The sequence below is a fragment of the Tabrizicola sp. M-4 genome (assembly GCF_051132405.1).
GTDB lineage: Bacteria > Pseudomonadota > Alphaproteobacteria > Rhodobacterales > Rhodobacteraceae > Paragemmobacter.
This window is the reverse complement of the sequence record NZ_CP128606.1, coordinates 66,753-82,819: the sequence shown is the minus strand read 5'-3', so window position 1 is coordinate 82,819 and position 16,067 is coordinate 66,753. Positions and strand designations below refer to the sequence as shown.

Here is a 16,067-nt window from a genome sequence, read left to right as displayed (position 1 = left end):
GGGCCAAATACCCTCAAGGGGTGAATGGCGGCGCGGGAACCGCGCCGACAGAGGGGACGGAACGTCCCCTGACCACGGAGCCGAAGCGCGGCACGCGCGCAGGCGACAGGAAAGGCTTGCGGCGCAGCCGCGCCTTTTGGTTCACGCGGTTTCGGGAACGGGACGCTTGATCTTTGCTGCGGCGGCGAGGACCAACGGGCGCAGGCCCGCGCCACCGGAATCGACCACCTCGAAGAAATGCCGGCGCATCCGGGGTTCCCAGAAATCGTTGATATGGGCGGCGATGCCCGCAATGCCCTCGGCATCGGGTTTTGATTCGAAGAACTTCGAAATCTGGTTCGCCATGTAGATCAGCTTGGCATGGGGATCAGCGGACATGGGCAGTCTCCGTCAGTCGGTCGGAATGGGTGAAAACCTCGAACCTGTCAGGGCGGGCGAGGGCGATGAGGGTCAGGCCCGCCTCGTCCGCCAGATCGACGGCATGGGCGGTGGGGGCGGATACGGCGATCAGGATCGGCGCGCCAAGGGTGCAGACCTTCTGCACCATGTCGATGGAGACGCGGCTTGTCAGCACGACCGCACCTTGGGGATAGCGGGAGCGGGTGACGTGGCCCACCAGCTTGTCCAGCGCGTTGTGGCGGCCAACATCCTCGCGCGCGGCGACCAGACCTTCGGCCGTCCAGTAGGCTGCGCAATGGGCGGCGCGGGTGTAGTCGTGCAGGGGCTGGCGGTCGGTGAGGGATGCCACGGCGCGCATCACCTGCGCGGGCGACATGCGGAAGGGCGAGGGAGGGATATGCGCGACGGGGCGCATGGCCTGTTCGATGCTGTCGATGCCGCAGAGGCCGCAGCCCACCGGCCCCGCCATGGTGCGGCGGCGCGCGGCGAGGCGCTTTTCGGCATCGTCATGCAGCCAGACCTGAACGTCGATGCCGTCGCCTGCGGGGACGATCTCGACACTGTCGATCTGGTCTTCGGTGGCGATGCCTTCGGTCAGGGCGAAGCCATAGGCGAAGTCCGTCAGGTCGGCGGGCGTTGCCATCATCACCGCCTGCGTGGACCCGTTGAAGGAGAGGGCGACCGCCACCTCTTCGGGCAGGGGGCGGGACCCCTGCTCGATGCCGCCCGAGCCGAAGCTCAGGCGGGGAAGGCGGCGGGCGGTTTCCATCACTCTGCCGCCAGAATGCGGCGGGAGTTGGCGGCCTGCGCGGCGTAGTCCTCCTGCCATTCGGTGGGGCCGTTCGAGGGAGAGACCTGGACCGCCGTCACTTTGTATTCCGGGCAGTTGGTCGCCCAGTCCGAGAAGTCGGTGGTTATGACGTTGGCCTGCGTGGTCGGGTGGTGGAAGGTGGTGTAGACCACGCCGGGCGAGACGCGGTCCGTGATCTTTGCCCGCAGCGAGGTTTCGCCCGACCGCGAGGCCAGTTTCACGAATTGCCCGTCGCGCACGCCGCGGAGTTCGGCGTCATGCGGGTGGATTTCCAGCACGTCCTCGTCATGCCACACCACGTTGTCGGTGCGGCGGGTCTGTGCGCCCACGTTGTATTGCGACAGGATGCGTCCCGTCGTCAGCAGGAGCGGGAAGCGCGGGCCGGTCTTTTCGTCCGTCGCCACGTATTCGGTGACGATGAACTTGCCCTTGCCGCGGACGAAGCCGTCGATGTGCATGAGCGGGGTGCCTTCTGGCGCCTTTTCATTGCAGGGCCATTGGACGGAGCCCATCGTTTCCAGCTTTTCATAGCTGACGCCCGCGAAGGAGGGGGTCAGCATGGCGATTTCGTCCATGATCTGGGACGGGTGGGTGTAGTGCCAGTCGGCGCCCATCGCCTGCGCGAACATCTGGGTGACTTCCCAGTCGGCGTAGCCCTGTTTCGGGGCCATCACCTTGCGGACGCGGTTGATGCGGCGTTCGGCGTTGGTGAAGGTGCCGTCCTTTTCGAGGAAGGAGGAGCCGGGGAAGAAGACGTGGGCGTAGTTCGCGGTTTCGTTCAGGAAGAGGTCGTGGACGATCACGCAATCCATCGCCGCAAGGCCCGCCGCGACGTGTTTGGTGTCGGGGTCGGATTGCAGGATGTCCTCACCCTGGCAGTAGAGACCCTTGAAGGTGCCTTCGACGGCGGCGTCCAGCATGTTGGGGATGCGCAGGCCGGGTTCGTTGTCGATCTGCACGCCCCAGAGGGATTCGAAGACGTCGCGGACGGCGTCGTTCTTGACGTGGCGGTAGCCCGGCAGTTCGTGCGGGAAGGAGCCCATGTCGCAGGAGCCCTGCACGTTGTTCTGGCCGCGCAGCGGGTTCACGCCCACGCCCGGGCGGCCGATATTGCCCGTCAGCATGGCGAGGTTGGCGATGCCGATGACGGTGGTAGAGCCCTGCGAGTGTTCCGTAACGCCCAGCCCGTAGTAGATGGAGCCATTGCCGCCGCGTGCATAGAGGCGGGCGGCGGCGCGCAGTTCCTCGGCCGGGACGCCGGTGAGGAGTTGCGTCGCTTCGGGCGAGTGGCGGGGGTCGGAGACGAATTCGGCGTAGTCCTGGAATTCGTCCCAGTCGCAGCGTTCACGGATGAAGGCTTCGTCGAAGAGGCCTTCGGTGACGATGGTATGGGCGATGGCCGTGACTACGGCGACGTTGGTGCCGGGGGTCAGTTGCAGGTGGTGCGAAGCCTTGATGTGGGCCGAGTCGACAAGGTCGATGCGGCGGGGGTCGACCACGATCAGCTTCGCGCCTTGGCGCAGGCGCTTTTTCAGGCGCGAGGCGAAGACGGGGTGGCCGTCGGTCGGGTTCGCGCCGATCAGGATGACGACGTCGGTTTGTTCGACCGAGTCGAAGTCCTGCGTGCCGGCCGAGGTGCCGAAGGTTTGACCCAAGCCATAGCCGGTGGGCGAATGGCAGACGCGGGCGCAGGTGTCGGTGTTGTTGTTGCGGAAGACCGCGCGGGTCAGTTTCTGGACGAGATAGGCTTCCTCATTCGTGCAGCGGGAGGAGGTGATGACGCCCACCGAATGCCGCCCGTGCTTGGCGATGATGCCTTTCATGCGGTTCGAGGCAAACTCCATCGCCTCGGCCCAGGTCACCTCTTTCCACGGATCGTTGATCGAGTCGCGGATCATCGGCGACAGGATGCGGTCCTTGTGGCTTGCGTAGCCATAGGCGAAGCGGCCCTTGACGCAGGAATGGCCGCGATTGGCCTTGCCGTGCTTGTAGGGGGTCATGCGGACCAGTTCGTCGCCGCGCATTTCCGCCTTGAACGAGCAGCCGACGCCGCAATAGGCGCAGGTGGTGATGACGGAACGGTCGGGGGTGCCGATGTCGATGACGGACTTCTCGTGCAGCGTGCCGGTCGGGCAGGCCTGCACGCAGGCACCGCAGGAGACGCAGTCGGAGGACAGGAAGTTGTCGCCTGCCATGCCCGCCGACACGCGGCTGTCGAAGCCGCGGCCTTCGATGGTCAGGGCGAAGGTGCCTTGCACCTCCTCACACGCGCGGACGCAGCGGGAGCAGACGATGCATTTCGCCGGGTCGTAGGTGAAGTAGGGGTTGGAGTCGTCTTTCGCGATCCAGTTGGGGTTCGCTTCACCGGACGTGTTGCGGACCTCGAAGTGGTTTTCGCCCTTCTCGTAGCGCACGTCGCGGAGGCCGACCGCGCCCGCCATGTCCTGCAATTCGCAGTCGCCATTGGCGGCGCAGGTCAGGCAGTCCAGCGGGTGGTCCGAAATGTAGAGCTCCATCACGCCACGGCGGAGCTGTTTCAGCTTCGAATTCTGGGTGTGGACTTTCAGGCCCGGTGCGACCGGCGTGGTGCAGGAGGCGGGGGTGCCGGGGCGGCCTTCGATTTCGACGAGGCAGAGGCGGCAGGAGCCGAAGGCGTCGAGGCTGTCGGTCGCGCAGAGTTTCGGGACGGAGATCCCGAGTTCGGCGGCGGCGCGCATGATCGAGGTGCCTTCCGGGACCGTCACATCGAAGCCGTCGATGGTGAGTGTGACCATCGTCTTCGATTTCGCGGCGGGAGTGCCGAAGTCGCGGTCGGGGATGATGAAGTCTTTCATTCGGCGGCCTCTTTCATCGCGGGGGCGAAGTCGTCGGGGAAGTGGGTCAGCGCGGACATCACCGGATAGGGGGTGAAGCCGCCCAGCGCGCAGAGCGAGCCGGATTTCATCGTGTTGCAGAGGTCAGTCAGCAGCGGGATGGCGCCAGCGTCGCCCTTGGCGATGCGGTCCACGGTTTCCACGCCGCGCACCGCGCCGATGCGGCAGGGGGTGCATTTGCCGCAGCTTTCGATGGCGCAGAATTCCATCGCGAAGCGCGCCTGTTTCAGCATGTCGGCGGAGTCATCGAAGATGACGAGGCCCGCGTGGCCGATCAGGCCTTCCTTCGCGCCGAATTCCTCATACCCGAAGGGGGTGTCGAAGAGGCTGCGGGGGAAGTAGGCGCCTAGGGGGCCTCCGACCTGCACGGCCTTGACGGGGCGGCCCGAGGCGGTGCCGCCGCCGATCACGTCGACGATTTCACCCAGCGTCAGGCCGAAGGCGACTTCGAACAGGCCGCCATGTTTCACGTTGCCCGCGATCTGCAGCGGGATGGTGCCGCGCGAACGGCCAAGGCCGAAATCCTTGTAGAAGGCCGCGCCGCGTTCGAAGATCACGGGGACGGTGGCCAGCGAGATCACGTTGTTCACGACCGTCGGCTTGCCCATGAAGCCTTGCAGCGCGGGCAGCGGAGGCTTGGCGCGGACGATGCCGCGTTTGCCTTCGAGGGAGTTGAGGAGCGACGTTTCCTCGCCGCAGACATAGGCGCCCGCACCCGTGCGGATTTCCATGTCGAAGGCCTTGCCGGAGCCGAGGACCGATGCGCCGAGGACGCCTGCCTTGCGGGCGATTTCGACGGCGGCGGTCATCACTTCGATCGCGTCGGGGTATTCGGAGCGGAGGTAGACGAAGCCCTTGGTCGCGCCCGTCCCGATGCCCGCGATGGCCATGCCTTCGATCAGGGTGAAGGGGTCGCCTTCCATCAGCATGCGGTCAGCGAAGGTGCCGCTGTCGCCTTCGTCGGCGTTGCAGACGATGTATTTGCGGTCGGCCTTCGCCTCGGCCACCGTTTTCCACTTGATGCCGGTGGGGAAGCCCGCGCCACCACGGCCACGCAGGCCGCTTTCGGTGACCTCGGCCACGATGGAAGCGCTGTCCATGGTGAGCGCGCGGCGGAGGCCCGCAAGGCCGCCATGCGCTTCGTAGTCGGCCAGCGAGAGCGGGTCGATCACGCCGACACGGGCGAAGGTGAGGCGGGTCTGTTTGGCCATCCACGGCAGGGCGTCGGTTTGGCCCAGCGCCTTGGGGTGCGCGGCCAGATCGCCAAACAGGGCGGGGACATCGGCGGGGGTCATGGGACCGAAGGCCATGCGGCCCGCATCGGTGGCAACTTCCACCAGCGGTTCCAGCCAGACCATACCGCGCGAGCCGTTGCGGACGAGGTCCACGGTCACGCCATGCTTGGCGGCTTCGGTCACGATGGCAACGGCGACGTCATCGGCGCCAAGGCCACGGGCGGCGGCGTCGCGGGGGACGTAGATCTTCATCAGCGGACCCCTTCGATGATGGCGTCGATGCGGGCTTCGTCCACGCGGCCGACCACCTTGCCATCCACCAGCGCGGCGGGGGCGCAGGCGCAGAGGCCGAGGCAGAAGACGGGTTCCAGCGTGATGCGGCCGTCCTTGGTGGTTTCGTGCCATTCGATGCCGAGGCGGTTCTGGGCGTGCTGCGCGATGCGGTCGCTGCCCATGGCCTGACAGGCCTCGGCGCGGCAGAGTTTCAGGACGTGCTTGCCTGCGGGGTCTTCGCGGAAGTCGTGGTAGAAGGACATGACGCCATGCACTTCGGCGCGGGTCAGGTTCAGGCGTTTCGCGATGACGGGGAGGGCGTCGCGCGGGACATAGCCGTAGGCGGCCTGAATGGCGTGGAGGATGGGCAGAAGCGGCCCCTCCATCCCCTGATGCGCGTCGAGGATTTCCCCCACCCGCGCGGCGATTTCGGTGCTGGTCTGCGTCATCGGCGGCCTTCCTTGGTAGCTGTATACCGGGATATACGAGTCGATAGAGGATTCAATAATGAATTCCCGTTGTTTGATAGATGTGGACTATCAAGCGCCGTCCCGGGCCTGACCTGGAACCTCTGGCAAGCGCGGCGCATCGGTTTGGGGGAGGCCCCGGGTCGAGCCCGGGGCGGGGTTGGCTAGATGGAGGGGTTGGTCGCCTTGGCGAACCGCTCTGCCTCGGCGATCAGGGCGGCGAGGACGGGCGTCAGGGGGTCGCGGCGCGCGGTGATGAGGCCGACGAGGTGTTCCACCTCGGGCGCGACGATGGGGATGGCGCGGAGTTGGCCGCCCGCGGTGAACATCTGGGCCAGTTGGCGCGGGACGATGGAGGACCAGCGGCCCGTCAGGACGTGGCTGGTCAGCGCGATGGTGGAGTTCGATTCGATCTGGGGGATGACCGCCGCCCCGGCCTCGGCCAGATGCTGGTTGACGATGCGGCGGTTCTGCATGTCGCCGGTCAGGAGGCAGAGGGGTTGTTCCGCAACCTCGGACCAAGTGACGTGATCGCGGTCGGCAAGGGCGGTGCCGGGGGCGCAGAGCAGGCGGTAGAATTCGGCGTAAAGCGGGACCTGGGCCACGCGGCCCAGCGGTTCGTTGTCGAGGTAGGTGATGCCTGCGTCGAGATCGAGGGATTCGATGCCAGTCAGAATCTCGGTGCTGGTGCGCGAGAGGATGGAGACGCGGACATTGGGATGTTTTGCGGTGAAGGGGCCGGTGAGTTGGGCGACCATGGGCAGGGCGGTGGGGATGACGCCGATGCGCAGGTTGCCCGAAAGGCCAGAGCGGACGGTGCGCATTTCATCCTTGAGCGCGCGCATGTCGCCGACGATGCGGCGGCCCCAGTCCAGCACGCGCTGGCCTTCCGGCGTCAGGCCCTGAAAGCGCGAGCCGCGGAAGACGAGTTGGACGCCGAGTTGGTCTTCCAGCTGTTTGATCGCGGAGGAGAGGGTGGGTTGGGTGACGCCGCAGACCTCGGCCGCGCGGCCGAAATGGCGTTCGTTGGCGAGGGCGATGAACATTTCCAGCTTGTCGATCATGTGAGGCAGCCTGCCGTCATTCGTCCCTTGTCCGCAAGGCCCTGACCCCCTAGCTGTGGGGTATGAGACGCTTCATCCCCTTTGTGCCGAAACCCGCCGTTATTCCCGTGATCCGCCTGCAGGGCGCGATTGGCGTGGGGACGCGGGGGTTGAATGACCAATCCGTTGCGCCGTTGATCGAACGGGCCTTTGCGCGGGGCAAGCCTGCGGCGGTGGCGCTGGTGATCAACTCACCGGGCGGGTCGGCGGTGCAGTCGTCGCTGATCGCGGCGCGGGTGCGGCGGCTGGCGGAGGAGAGGAAGGTGCCCGTCCATGCCTTTGTGGAGGATGTGGCGGCATCGGGTGGCTATTGGCTGGCCTGCGCGGGGGATGACATCTGGGTGGACCCGTCTTCGATCGTGGGGTCGATCGGGGTGATCTTTGCCTCTTTCGGGTTCCCGGAACTGATGGCGCGGCAGGGGATCGAGCGGCGGGTGGTGACGGCGGGGAAGTCCAAGAGTTTCGCCGACCCCTTCCTGCCGCAGAAGCCCGAGGATGTGGAACGGCTGCGCAAGTTGCAGGAGCCTATCCATGCGGCTTTCATCGAGCATGTGAAGGCGCGGCGCGGGGCGCGGCTGGACCTTTCGGCGGATCTGTTCAACGCGGATGTCTGGGTGGGCGCGGAGGCGGTGCCCTTGGGCCTTGTGGATGGCGTGGCGCATCTGCGGCCGAAGCTGATGGAGATCTATGGCGAGAAGGTGCGGCTGGTGCCTTTCGGCCAGAAGCGCGGGCTGTTGCAGCGGCTGGGTATGGCCGCGACGGACGGGCTGATGCAGGGGGTCGAGGAACGGGCGCTTTGGGCGCGGTTCGGGCTGTGATCCTGTGCTTCTGAAGATCTTCATCCTGTTTCTGGGCGCAATGGCGGTGATCGGCCTGATCGGCAAGGCTCTGTTTCCGGGGGCGATTTCGCGATCAGTGAAGAAACGGGCGGCCTTGGCGAAACCCTCTCGCTGCCGGGCTTGTGGGCGCTATCTCATCGGCAAGGGTGGGTGTGACTGCGGGAAGGGCTGAGATGCGGGCATTGGTGACGGGGGCCGGGCGGCGGCTGGGGCGGGCGATGGCGCTCTATCTGGCGGGTCGGGGCTATGACGTGGCGGTGCATTACGCCGGCAGCAAGGAAGAGGCCGAGGGCGTGGTGGAGGAGATCACCGCGATGGGGCGGCGGGCTGTCGCGCTGCCTGCCGATGTGCTGATCGAGGCGGAGGTGCAGGGATTGGTGGCGCGGGCGGCGGCGGCTCTGGACGGGCCGTTGACGGTGCTGGTCAACAATGCGTCGATCTTCGAGCATGACGATTTCGCCAGTGCCACGCGGGAAAGCTGGGACCGGCATATCGAATCGAACCTTCGCGCGCCTTTCGTGTTGACGCAGGCCTTCGCGGCACAGGTGCCGGAGCCCGCGCGGGATGAGCGGGGCGAACCCGTGGCGCGGGGGTTGGTCGTGAACATGGTGGATCAGCGGGTGTGGAAGCTGACCCCGGAATTCGCCAGCTATACCATCGCCAAGGCGGGGCTTTGGGCGCTGACCCAGACCGCCGCGCAGGGGCTTGCGCCACGGGTGCGGGTCAATGCCATCGGGCCGGGGCCCACCTTGCAGGGCGGGCGGCAGACGGCGGAGGCCTTTGCGCGGCAGCGGGCCGCGACGGTGCTGCAGCGCGGCGCAAGCCCGGCGGACATCTGCGCGGCGCTGGGATTTTTCCTCGATGCGCCTGCCGTCACGGGGCAGATGATCGCCGTCGACGGCGGCCAGCATCTGGCATGGCAGACGCCCGATGTGATGGGTGTCGAGTAGGGTTTACAGGCGCGCGGCGGACACTCGCGGGAGAGTTGTCCACTTCTGACCGTTTGGTTACCAAGACGTTACAAAATCCCTAAGTTTTTCAGGGATTTGCCATGTGGATGAAAATCTTTCATTTGTTTTCAATAGCTTGCAAAAGCGCCTATTTTTTGTGCAACTCGAGGAAAGCGGCGGAAAACAAGGAAAAATCCGGGGTGCCAAAAACTTTCCCGCAGAGTTATCCACAAAATCCGTGGACAGCTTTGCTCTTGCCCTTGGTCCTTGGCCGTTGCAGCCAAGGCGGGGAATCGATGAGTTCCAGATAAGGTGTAAACCCGGTGGCGGAAGGCATGCAGGACGAGGCGGAAAAGGATGACGTGCCGGTGGGTCACGAGGTGATCCACGGCTATCTGCGCACTCTGGATTCCTCGCCCGGGGTGTACAGGATGCTGAACGCGAAGGCCGAGGTCCTGTATGTGGGCAAGGCGCGGAACCTGAAGGCGCGGGTGTCGAATTATGCCCGCCCCTCGCCGCAGCATTCGGGGCGGATCGCCCGGATGATCTCTGAGACCGCGTCGATGATGTTCCTGACCACGCGGACGGAGACCGAGGCGCTGCTTCTGGAGCAGAACCTGATCAAGCAGTTGAAGCCGCGCTACAATGTGCTTTTGCGCGACGACAAGTCGTTTCCCAACATCCTGATCGGGAAGGAACATGCCTTTCCACAGATCAAGAAGCATCGCGGCAAGCGGAGCGAGAAGGGGAGCTATTTCGGCCCCTTTGCCAGTGCCGGGGCGGTGAACCGGACGCTGAACCAGTTGCAGAAGGTGTTCCTGTTGCGGAACTGTTCGGACAGCATGTTCGAGAGCCGGACGCGGCCCTGCCTTCTGTTCCAGATCAAGCGCTGTTCCGCGCCTTGCGTGGGGCGGGTGACGGCCGAGCAATATGCGGCGCAGGTGTCGGATGCCGAGCGGTTTCTTGAGGGCAAGACGACCGAGGTGCAGGCGCAACTGGCCAGCCAGATGGCCGAAGCGGCGGAGGCGATGGAATTCGAGCGGGCCGCCGCGCTGCGCGACCGGATCCGGGCGTTGACGCAGGTGCAGCAGTCGCAGGGGATCAACCCGCGCGGTGTGGCCGAGGCGGATGTGATCGCGCTGCATCTGGAGGGGGGGCAGGCCTGCGTGCAGGTCTTCTTCATCCGGGCGAACCAGAGTTGGGGGAACCGGGATTTCTATCCGCGCACGGGGTCCGGGGCGGAGGAGAGCGAGATTCTGGAGGCCTTCGTCACCCAGTTCTATGACGACAAGGACCCGCCGCGCCTGATCCTGCTGTCGCATCCGGTGGAGAACGACGATCTGGTGTCGGCGGCGCTGGCGGAACGCGCGGGGCGGAAGGTGGAGATCGCCGTGCCGCAGCGGGGCGAGAAGGCGGAATTGGTGGAGAATGCCGCGCGCAACGCGAAGGAATCGCTGGCGCGGCGGATGGCGGAAGGGGCGGCGCAGTCCAAGCTGCTGGCCGGGCTGGCCGAGGCCTTCGATCTGGATGCGCCGCCACGGCGGATCGAGGTGTATGACAACGCGCATATTCAAGGCTCTGACGCCGTGGGGGGGATGATCGTCGCGGGGGCGGAGGGGTTCATCAAGGGGCAGTACCGGAAGTTCAACATCAAGGGCGAGGCGGGGAAAGCCGGAGATGACTTCGGCATGATGAAGGAAGTCTTGACCCGGCGTTTCGAGCGGCTGTTGAAGGAGGATCCGGAGCGGAAGAGCGATGCCTGGCCGGACCTGCTGCTGATCGACGGGGGCGCGGGGCAGGTTTCGGCGGTGGGGGAGATACTGGCCGAGCTTGGGGTGGATGACGTGCCTTACATCGGCGTGGCGAAGGGGATCGACCGGGATGCCGGGAAGGAGGAGTTCCACCGCCCCGGAGAGCCGCCCTTTGCCCTGCAACGCAATGATCCGGTTCTGTATTTCGTGCAGCGCCTGCGCGACGAGGCGCATCGCTGGGCCAATGGCGCGCATCGGGCGAAGCGGGCGAAGGCGGTGGGGGCGACGCCTTTGGACGACATTCCGGGTGTTGGGGCGACGCGGAAGCGCGCGCTGCTGGCGCATTTCGGCAGCGCGAAGGCGGTGTCGCGGGCGGGGCTGTCGGATTTGATGGCAGTGGACGGGATCAGCGAGGCGATGGCGCAGGCCATCCATGATTACTTCCACGACCGGTAGAGACTGGAAAAAGACCAGTTTACCATCAAGGAGTTGCGGGAAAACGGCTGTACCGGATTCCGTGCCGGACACTGTACCGCAATCTGTCAGCACGCAGCGGGCGGTGCGGTAGGGTTAATGGCAGTGCGTGTTAAGGATTGCGCGCGCAGGAGCGCGTCCCGTGCGGGTCATTCTTCCTCGTCGGGGGTGGCGAGGTCGCGCTGCACCTTCTCATCCGAGAAGAGGCGGCGGGTTTCGTCCAGCCGGTCGAATGTCTCATCGGGGCGGAAGCGCAGGTCGGGGGCGTATTTCAGCGTCATCTCGGCCCCGAGGCGGCGGCGGAGTTCGTGCTTGTTCCGGGCAAGGGCGGCGATGGCCTCTTCCACGGTGACCGAGCCCATGAGGGGCATGACATAGACGGTTGCGACCTTGAGGTCGGGGGAGCAGGACACCTCGCCCACGGTGATGGACATGCGGTTCAGGTCGGGGTCGTGGATTTCCGCCCGGTTCAGCACGTCAGACAGCGTGCGGCGGATGAGTTCACCCACGCGGAGTTGGCGTTGCGAGGGGCCGTTGCCCGAGGAGAAGCGCTTGTTCGACATGGGTTCCACATAGGCCCTTTGCGCCCCGCCCGCAACGGCGGGCTTTCGCGGGGGGCGGGGAGCGGCTAAAGGGGCGGGACAGCGCGTGGAGGACAGCATGGCCGATCTGCCGGGGATTGTGGTGACGGGGGCTTCGGGCCGGATGGGCCAGATGCTGGTGCGGACGATCGGCGCGTCGGACAAGGCGCGGCTGGTGGGCTGTGTGGAGCGCAGCGGCCACGCCTGGGTGGGGCGCGACATCGGCGAATGCATGGGGGGCGCGGCGGTCGGCGTGGTGGTGACGGATGATCCGCTGGAGGCTTTCGCGAAGGCGCAGGCGGTGATCGATTTCACCGCCCCTGCCGCGACGGTGGAATTCGCAGCGCTGGCGGCGCAGGCGCGGGCGGTGCATGTGATCGGCACGACGGGGCTGGAAGCGGCGCATCTGGCCAAGATCGATGCCGCCGCGCGCCATGCGGTGATCGTGCGGGCGGGGAACATGAGCCTTGGGGTGAACCTGCTGGTGCGGTTGACGCAGAAGATCGCGGCGGCGCTGGACGAGGATTGGGATGTGGAGATCGTCGAGGCGCATCACCGGATGAAGGTGGATGCGCCGTCGGGGACGGCGCTGATGCTGGGTCAGGCGGCGGCCGAGGGGCGCGGCGTCGATCTGGAGGCGGCGATGGACTCGGGCCGCCATGGGATCACCGGGGCGCGCAAGCGGGGCGCCATCGGGTTCGCCGCCGTGCGGGGCGGGGATATCGTGGGCGAGCATGACGTGATCTTTGCCGCCGACGGCGAGCGGGTGATCCTGCGCCATGTGGCGACCGACCGCGCGATCTTTGCGCGCGGGGCGCTGCGGGCGGCGATCTGGGGGCAGGGCGCGAAGCCGGGGCAGTATGACATGATGGATGTGCTGGGCCTTTGACGGATTGCTAACTGTCACGTGGGCGTGACGTTGACGTAATGAAAGGATGCGGTATTCATCCGATATCCTGACTCTGCCGTATGACCTTAGCTTTGCGCGTTCGGAGCTTTCGCCATGTTGCACGCCGTCCTGTCTGCCGCCCTTCTATCGCTGACCGCCCTGCCCGCCTTTGCGGAGTCCTTCTCTCGGATTTCGGACAAGTCGGATTTCCTGAGGACCGTCGAGGGCAAGGAATTGCGCCTCGGCCTGTTCGGCATCGCGCTGAAGGTGGAGGAGGATGGCGAGATCCGGGGGAGGGCCCTGGGCTGGGACGTGACCGGGACTTGGGAATGGCAGGACGGGTATTTCTGCCGGGAGATGGACTGGTCGGGCTATCCGATCCCGAAGAATTGCCAATTGGTCGAGGCGAAGGGGGGCGAGGAGATCCGCTTTACCGTCGACCGGGGCGCGGGGGATTCCGCGTCGTTCAAGCTGCGCTGAGGCGGGCGACGGGCGGGGCGATTTTTCTGCGAAAAATCGGGGTCCGGTTTGCAACCGGACATGCCGGGCGGGGCGGGGCGGGAATTTTCGCAGAAAATTCGTGGCCCCGGTCAGGGCCGGTCAGAATCAGGGCCGGTCAGAAGTCGATGGCGAGTCCCTTCTTTTCCCAATCGCCGTAGCGCACGGGTTCCGGCCCGTCGCGGCCGCCCAGTTCCGGCGGCAGGATCTGGGCCTTGGCGGCCTTGCGGCGTTCCTCGGCCTCGGCAAGGGCGCGGAGGGCTTCGGGCGGGAGATCAGGGCGCGGGCTGTCGGTCATGGGATGGGTTCCTTGTGCCTTGCCGTTGATATACGCCCTTGGAACGGCGGAACAAGGGTGGCGGCATGGCGGCAGAGGGATTGGCGGCACGGGCGGCGGCGGTGGGATTGCTGGGCGCGGTGCTGGGCGAAGGGCGGCTGATGGCGCAGGTCGTGGCCGATGCACAGGGGCCCCTGGCGGGGTTGCCGCCTTCGGACAGGGCGCGGGCGCAGCGGCTGGCCTTGGCGGTGCTGCGGCATCTGGAGCAGGCGGACCGGGTGCTGGAACCGCATCTGCGCAAGGCGCCGCCGCGCATGGTGCGGGATGCGCTGCGCCTTGCAGTGGTGGAGATCGCCATGGGCGGTGCGGCGCATGGCGCGGTGAATGCGGCGGTGGAGATCGTGCGGCGGGGCAAGCGGACGGGGCATATGGCGGGGCTGGTGAATGCCGTGCTGCGCAAGGTGCCGGATCAGCCCTTTGAAGGGCTGCCCCCGCAGCGGATGCCGCGCTGGCTGCGCCAACCCCTTGTGCATGCCTATGGGCGCGAGGTCGTGTCGGCGATGGAGGCGGTGCAGGCGGAGGTGCCGCCGCTGGACCTGACGCTGCGGGCGGGGGCGGTGGTGCCGGAGGGCGAGGTGCTGCCGACGGGGTCGCTGCGGCTGGAGGAGAAGGGGCAGGTTTCGGCGCTGGCGGGATATGAGGCCGGGGGATGGTGGGTGCAGGATGCCGCCGCCGCGCTGGCCGTGCGGCTGCTGGCACCGGTGGCGGGGGAGCGGGTGCTGGACCTGTGTTCCGCACCCGGGGGGAAGACGTTGCAGATCGCCTCGAGCGGGGCGGGGGTGGTTTCGGTGGATGTGTCCGAGGCGCGGATGGGGCGGGTGCGCGAGAACCTCGCGCGCTGCGGCCTTGAGGCGGAGCTTGTGGTGGCGGATGCGCTGGTCTGGGAGCCGGGGGAGAGGTTCGATGCGGTGCTGCTGGATGCGCCCTGTTCGGCGACGGGGACGATCCGGCGGCATCCCGACCTGCCCTTCGTGAAGGACGGGTCGGAGGTGGCCGGTTTGGTGGAGTTGCAGGCGGCGATGCTGGACCGGGCCTTGGCGATGGTGAGGCCGGGGGGGCGGGTGGTGTTCTGCACCTGCTCGCTTTTGCCCGAGGAGGGCGAAGGGCAATTGGCCGCCGCGCTGGAGCGGCATCCGGGATTGCGGGTGGAGCGGGCGGAGGTGCCGGGGGTCGATCCGGCATGGTGGACGGAGGGCGGCGGGTTGCGGCTGCGGCCCGATCTGTGGGCCGCGCGCGGCGGGATGGACGGGTTCTTCATGGTGCGGTTGGGCGTTTCCTGACGCAGGAAACGTTACTTCGGCGCGAAGAGGCGGTAATAGGCCCAATCCGGCAGGAATTGCGACAGGCGGAAGACCCATGCGAAGGGAACCGGGAAACTGTTCGAGAAGTGATCGGTGTTCATATGTTCGAACATGATCTGCGCCGCCTGCCCCGGTTCCATGATCTGGGGCATGTTGAAATCGTTCTTGTCGGTGAGGCGCGTCTTGATGAAGCCGGGGTTGCAGAGCTGCACCTCGACCCCCGTGCCGCGCAGGTCGCAATACATCGATTCCGCCAGCGACATCGTGCCCGCCTTGGAGGCGCAATAGCCGATGGCACCGGGCAGGCCGCGGAAGCCTGACAGGGAGCCCGTTATCACGACATGGCCGCTGCGGCGTTCCACCATGCCGGGGATCACCGCGCCCATGACGCGGGCGCAGCCGGTGAGGTTGATGTCGCACATCGCCTCGACCGCGTCGGCGTCCCAGTCCTGCGCCTTCATCGGCCAGTAGACCCCAGCGAGGAAGACCACGCCGTCGAGGGGGCCCGCCTGCTCCGCCGCCGCGCGCACGGATTGGGTGGAGGCCACGTCGCAGGGGATGGGCGTGGCGCGACCGGGCATGAGGGCCACGGCCTCGGCCAGTTTTTCTGGGGAGCGGGCGGAGAGGATGACCTCGGCCCCCGCGCGGCTGAGGCGTTGGGCGAGGGCGAGGCCCAGACCTTCGGAGGCGCCGACGAGCCAGTAGCGTTTGCCGCGGAACTCTCTCATGCCGGGACCCGGCGCATGGTGGCCACGAGTTCGGCGACGGTGATGCCGAATTTGGTGAACTGGCTGCGGTTCATGATCGTGCCGTTTTCCATCAGATACATCCAGTCGGTCACGTTGAGGACGTGGCCGCCCGCCTCTTCGTCCAGCTTGATGCGGTAGTTGAGGAGGACGCCGGGGCCTTCGGCGCGGCCTTGGCCGGGGCCGACCACATCATCGGCTTCGGCGCGGATCGTGCCGTCGTTGGAAAGGAAGAGGCGCCATTCGCGATCCTGCATTCGGCCGGAGTCGTAGCGGAAGCGTTCCTTGAGGACGCCGGTATTGCCGTCCCACACCCCCTCCATCTCGGCGGTGAAGCGGGAGGTGACGCGGCCGGTGGGGCCGTAGATCACGCCTTCGCAGAGGATGGGGCCGGAGAGGTGGGTGCGCAGGTCGAAGCGCGGGCCGCGATCGGCCAGATCGGCGGGGCGCTGCGTGCGGAAGCCCACGAAGCGCGATTTCATCGCGACGAGAACGAGGGTGATGAGGACGCCGAGGACGAGCGAGAAGAAGGGTGTCATG

General features: G+C 66.6%; 18 protein-coding genes. 8 read left to right on the top strand and 10 right to left on the bottom strand.

Annotated elements, in window-relative coordinates; translation table 11 throughout:
- Positions 1–141: 141 nt before the first annotated feature.
- From TabM4_RS00410 to TabM4_RS00385, 6 genes are all read right to left on the bottom strand, one after another.
- Positions 142–378: a formate dehydrogenase subunit delta gene (locus TabM4_RS00410; protein ID WP_434616834.1), complete on the bottom strand. Its 237-nt coding sequence runs from the start codon at positions 376–378 to the stop codon at positions 142–144.
- Positions 368–1,171: a formate dehydrogenase accessory sulfurtransferase FdhD gene (fdhD, locus tag TabM4_RS00405; protein ID WP_434616831.1), complete on the bottom strand. Its 804-nt coding sequence runs from the start codon at positions 1,169–1,171 to the stop codon at positions 368–370. Before fdhD ends, TabM4_RS00410 begins: the two co-directional genes overlap by 11 nt.
- Positions 1,168–4,044, bottom strand: coding sequence for a formate dehydrogenase subunit alpha (fdhF, locus tag TabM4_RS00400; protein WP_434616828.1), 2,877 nt, complete (start codon positions 4,042–4,044; stop codon positions 1,168–1,170). Before fdhF ends, fdhD begins: the two co-directional genes overlap by 4 nt.
- On the bottom strand, positions 4,041–5,570 hold the full coding sequence (locus TabM4_RS00395) for a formate dehydrogenase beta subunit (RefSeq protein WP_434616825.1): 1,530 nt from the start codon (positions 5,568–5,570) through the stop codon (positions 4,041–4,043). The genes fdhF and TabM4_RS00395 overlap by 4 nt, the downstream gene beginning before the upstream one ends.
- On the bottom strand, positions 5,570–6,040 hold the full coding sequence (locus TabM4_RS00390; protein ID WP_434616822.1) for a formate dehydrogenase subunit gamma: 471 nt from the start codon (positions 6,038–6,040) through the stop codon (positions 5,570–5,572). The genes TabM4_RS00395 and TabM4_RS00390 overlap by 1 nt, the downstream gene beginning before the upstream one ends.
- A gap of 182 nt (positions 6,041–6,222) precedes the next feature.
- Entirely contained in the window at positions 6,223–7,122 is a 900-nt protein-coding gene (locus tag TabM4_RS00385) for a LysR family transcriptional regulator (protein ID WP_434616819.1), read from the bottom strand.
- A 62-nt stretch (positions 7,123–7,184) separates the two neighbouring features.
- Between TabM4_RS00385 and TabM4_RS00380 the strand changes: the two genes are divergently transcribed.
- From TabM4_RS00380 to uvrC, 5 genes are all read left to right on the top strand, one after another.
- Positions 7,185–7,979: a S49 family peptidase gene (locus TabM4_RS00380; protein WP_434616816.1), complete on the top strand. Its 795-nt coding sequence runs from the start codon at positions 7,185–7,187 to the stop codon at positions 7,977–7,979.
- 4 nt (positions 7,980–7,983) lie between these two features.
- The gene (locus TabM4_RS00375) at positions 7,984–8,172 is read left to right on the top strand and encodes a hypothetical protein (RefSeq protein WP_434616813.1); all 189 of its coding nucleotides are present in this window, start codon (positions 7,984–7,986) and stop codon (positions 8,170–8,172) included.
- Position 8,173: 1 nt separating this feature from the next.
- Complete coding sequence (locus TabM4_RS00370; RefSeq protein WP_434616810.1) at positions 8,174–8,950, top strand: SDR family oxidoreductase; 777 nt, start codon at positions 8,174–8,176, stop codon at positions 8,948–8,950.
- 103 nt (positions 8,951–9,053) lie between these two features.
- Positions 9,054–9,311 carry a hypothetical protein gene (locus TabM4_RS00365; protein WP_434616807.1) on the top strand — a complete coding sequence of 86 codons (258 nt, stop codon included), beginning with the start codon at positions 9,054–9,056 and terminating at the stop codon, positions 9,309–9,311.
- Positions 9,286–11,157, top strand: a complete 1,872-nt coding sequence (gene uvrC, locus TabM4_RS00360; RefSeq protein WP_434621850.1) for an excinuclease ABC subunit UvrC — start codon at positions 9,286–9,288, stop codon at positions 11,155–11,157. Before TabM4_RS00365 ends, uvrC begins: the two co-directional genes overlap by 26 nt.
- A gap of 167 nt (positions 11,158–11,324) precedes the next feature.
- Here the strand turns inward: uvrC and rbfA are convergent, their stop codons facing one another.
- Positions 11,325–11,738, bottom strand: a complete 414-nt coding sequence (gene rbfA / locus TabM4_RS00355) for a 30S ribosome-binding factor RbfA (protein ID WP_434616804.1) — start codon at positions 11,736–11,738, stop codon at positions 11,325–11,327.
- A gap of 97 nt (positions 11,739–11,835) precedes the next feature.
- Between rbfA and dapB the strand changes: the two genes are divergently transcribed.
- A complete protein-coding gene (dapB, locus tag TabM4_RS00350; RefSeq protein ID WP_434616801.1) occupies positions 11,836–12,645 on the top strand; it encodes a 4-hydroxy-tetrahydrodipicolinate reductase in 810 nt (269 codons plus the stop codon).
- A 114-nt stretch (positions 12,646–12,759) separates the two neighbouring features.
- Positions 12,760–13,125: a dihydrodipicolinate reductase gene (locus TabM4_RS00345; protein ID WP_434616799.1), complete on the top strand. Its 366-nt coding sequence runs from the start codon at positions 12,760–12,762 to the stop codon at positions 13,123–13,125.
- Positions 13,126–13,261: 136 nt separating this feature from the next.
- Here the strand turns inward: TabM4_RS00345 and TabM4_RS00340 are convergent, their stop codons facing one another.
- Complete coding sequence (locus TabM4_RS00340) at positions 13,262–13,441, bottom strand: DUF1674 domain-containing protein (RefSeq protein ID WP_434616796.1); 180 nt, start codon at positions 13,439–13,441, stop codon at positions 13,262–13,264.
- A gap of 65 nt (positions 13,442–13,506) precedes the next feature.
- Between TabM4_RS00340 and TabM4_RS00335 the strand changes: the two genes are divergently transcribed.
- Complete coding sequence (locus tag TabM4_RS00335; RefSeq protein ID WP_434621848.1) at positions 13,507–14,760, top strand: RsmB/NOP family class I SAM-dependent RNA methyltransferase; 1,254 nt, start codon at positions 13,507–13,509, stop codon at positions 14,758–14,760.
- Between the two features lie 11 nt (positions 14,761–14,771).
- On the opposite strand, the gene TabM4_RS00330 is transcribed toward TabM4_RS00335, so the two are convergent.
- Positions 14,772–15,509, bottom strand: a complete 738-nt coding sequence (locus TabM4_RS00330; protein ID WP_434616789.1) for an SDR family NAD(P)-dependent oxidoreductase — start codon at positions 15,507–15,509, stop codon at positions 14,772–14,774.
- The gene (locus tag TabM4_RS00325) at positions 15,506–16,066 is read right to left on the bottom strand and encodes a DUF3833 domain-containing protein (protein ID WP_434616786.1); all 561 of its coding nucleotides are present in this window, start codon (positions 16,064–16,066) and stop codon (positions 15,506–15,508) included. The genes TabM4_RS00330 and TabM4_RS00325 overlap by 4 nt, the downstream gene beginning before the upstream one ends.
- Position 16,067: the final 1 nt, after the last annotated feature.

Coding starts and splice junctions, on each gene's coding strand:
- TabM4_RS00410 (WP_434616834.1), bottom strand. CDS start 378: ATGTCCGCTGATCCCCATGCCAAGCTGATCTACATGGCGAACCAGATT.
- fdhF (WP_434616828.1), bottom strand. CDS start 4,044: ATGAAAGACTTCATCATCCCCGACCGCGACTTCGGCACTCCCGCCGCG.
- TabM4_RS00395 (WP_434616825.1), bottom strand. CDS start 5,570: ATGAAGATCTACGTCCCCCGCGACGCCGCCGCCCGTGGCCTTGGCGCC.
- TabM4_RS00390 (WP_434616822.1), bottom strand. CDS start 6,040: ATGACGCAGACCAGCACCGAAATCGCCGCGCGGGTGGGGGAAATCCTC.
- TabM4_RS00385 (WP_434616819.1), bottom strand. CDS start 7,122: ATGATCGACAAGCTGGAAATGTTCATCGCCCTCGCCAACGAACGCCAT.
- TabM4_RS00380 (WP_434616816.1), top strand. CDS start 7,185: ATGAGACGCTTCATCCCCTTTGTGCCGAAACCCGCCGTTATTCCCGTG.
- TabM4_RS00370 (WP_434616810.1), top strand. CDS start 8,174: ATGCGGGCATTGGTGACGGGGGCCGGGCGGCGGCTGGGGCGGGCGATG.
- uvrC (WP_434621850.1), top strand. CDS start 9,286: ATGCAGGACGAGGCGGAAAAGGATGACGTGCCGGTGGGTCACGAGGTG.
- rbfA (WP_434616804.1), bottom strand. CDS start 11,738: ATGTCGAACAAGCGCTTCTCCTCGGGCAACGGCCCCTCGCAACGCCAA.
- dapB (WP_434616801.1), top strand. CDS start 11,836: ATGGCCGATCTGCCGGGGATTGTGGTGACGGGGGCTTCGGGCCGGATG.
- TabM4_RS00345 (WP_434616799.1), top strand. CDS start 12,760: ATGTTGCACGCCGTCCTGTCTGCCGCCCTTCTATCGCTGACCGCCCTG.
- TabM4_RS00340 (WP_434616796.1), bottom strand. CDS start 13,441: ATGACCGACAGCCCGCGCCCTGATCTCCCGCCCGAAGCCCTCCGCGCC.
- TabM4_RS00335 (WP_434621848.1), top strand. CDS start 13,507: ATGGCGGCAGAGGGATTGGCGGCACGGGCGGCGGCGGTGGGATTGCTG.
- TabM4_RS00330 (WP_434616789.1), bottom strand. CDS start 15,509: ATGAGAGAGTTCCGCGGCAAACGCTACTGGCTCGTCGGCGCCTCCGAA.
- TabM4_RS00325 (WP_434616786.1), bottom strand. CDS start 16,066: ATGACACCCTTCTTCTCGCTCGTCCTCGGCGTCCTCATCACCCTCGTT.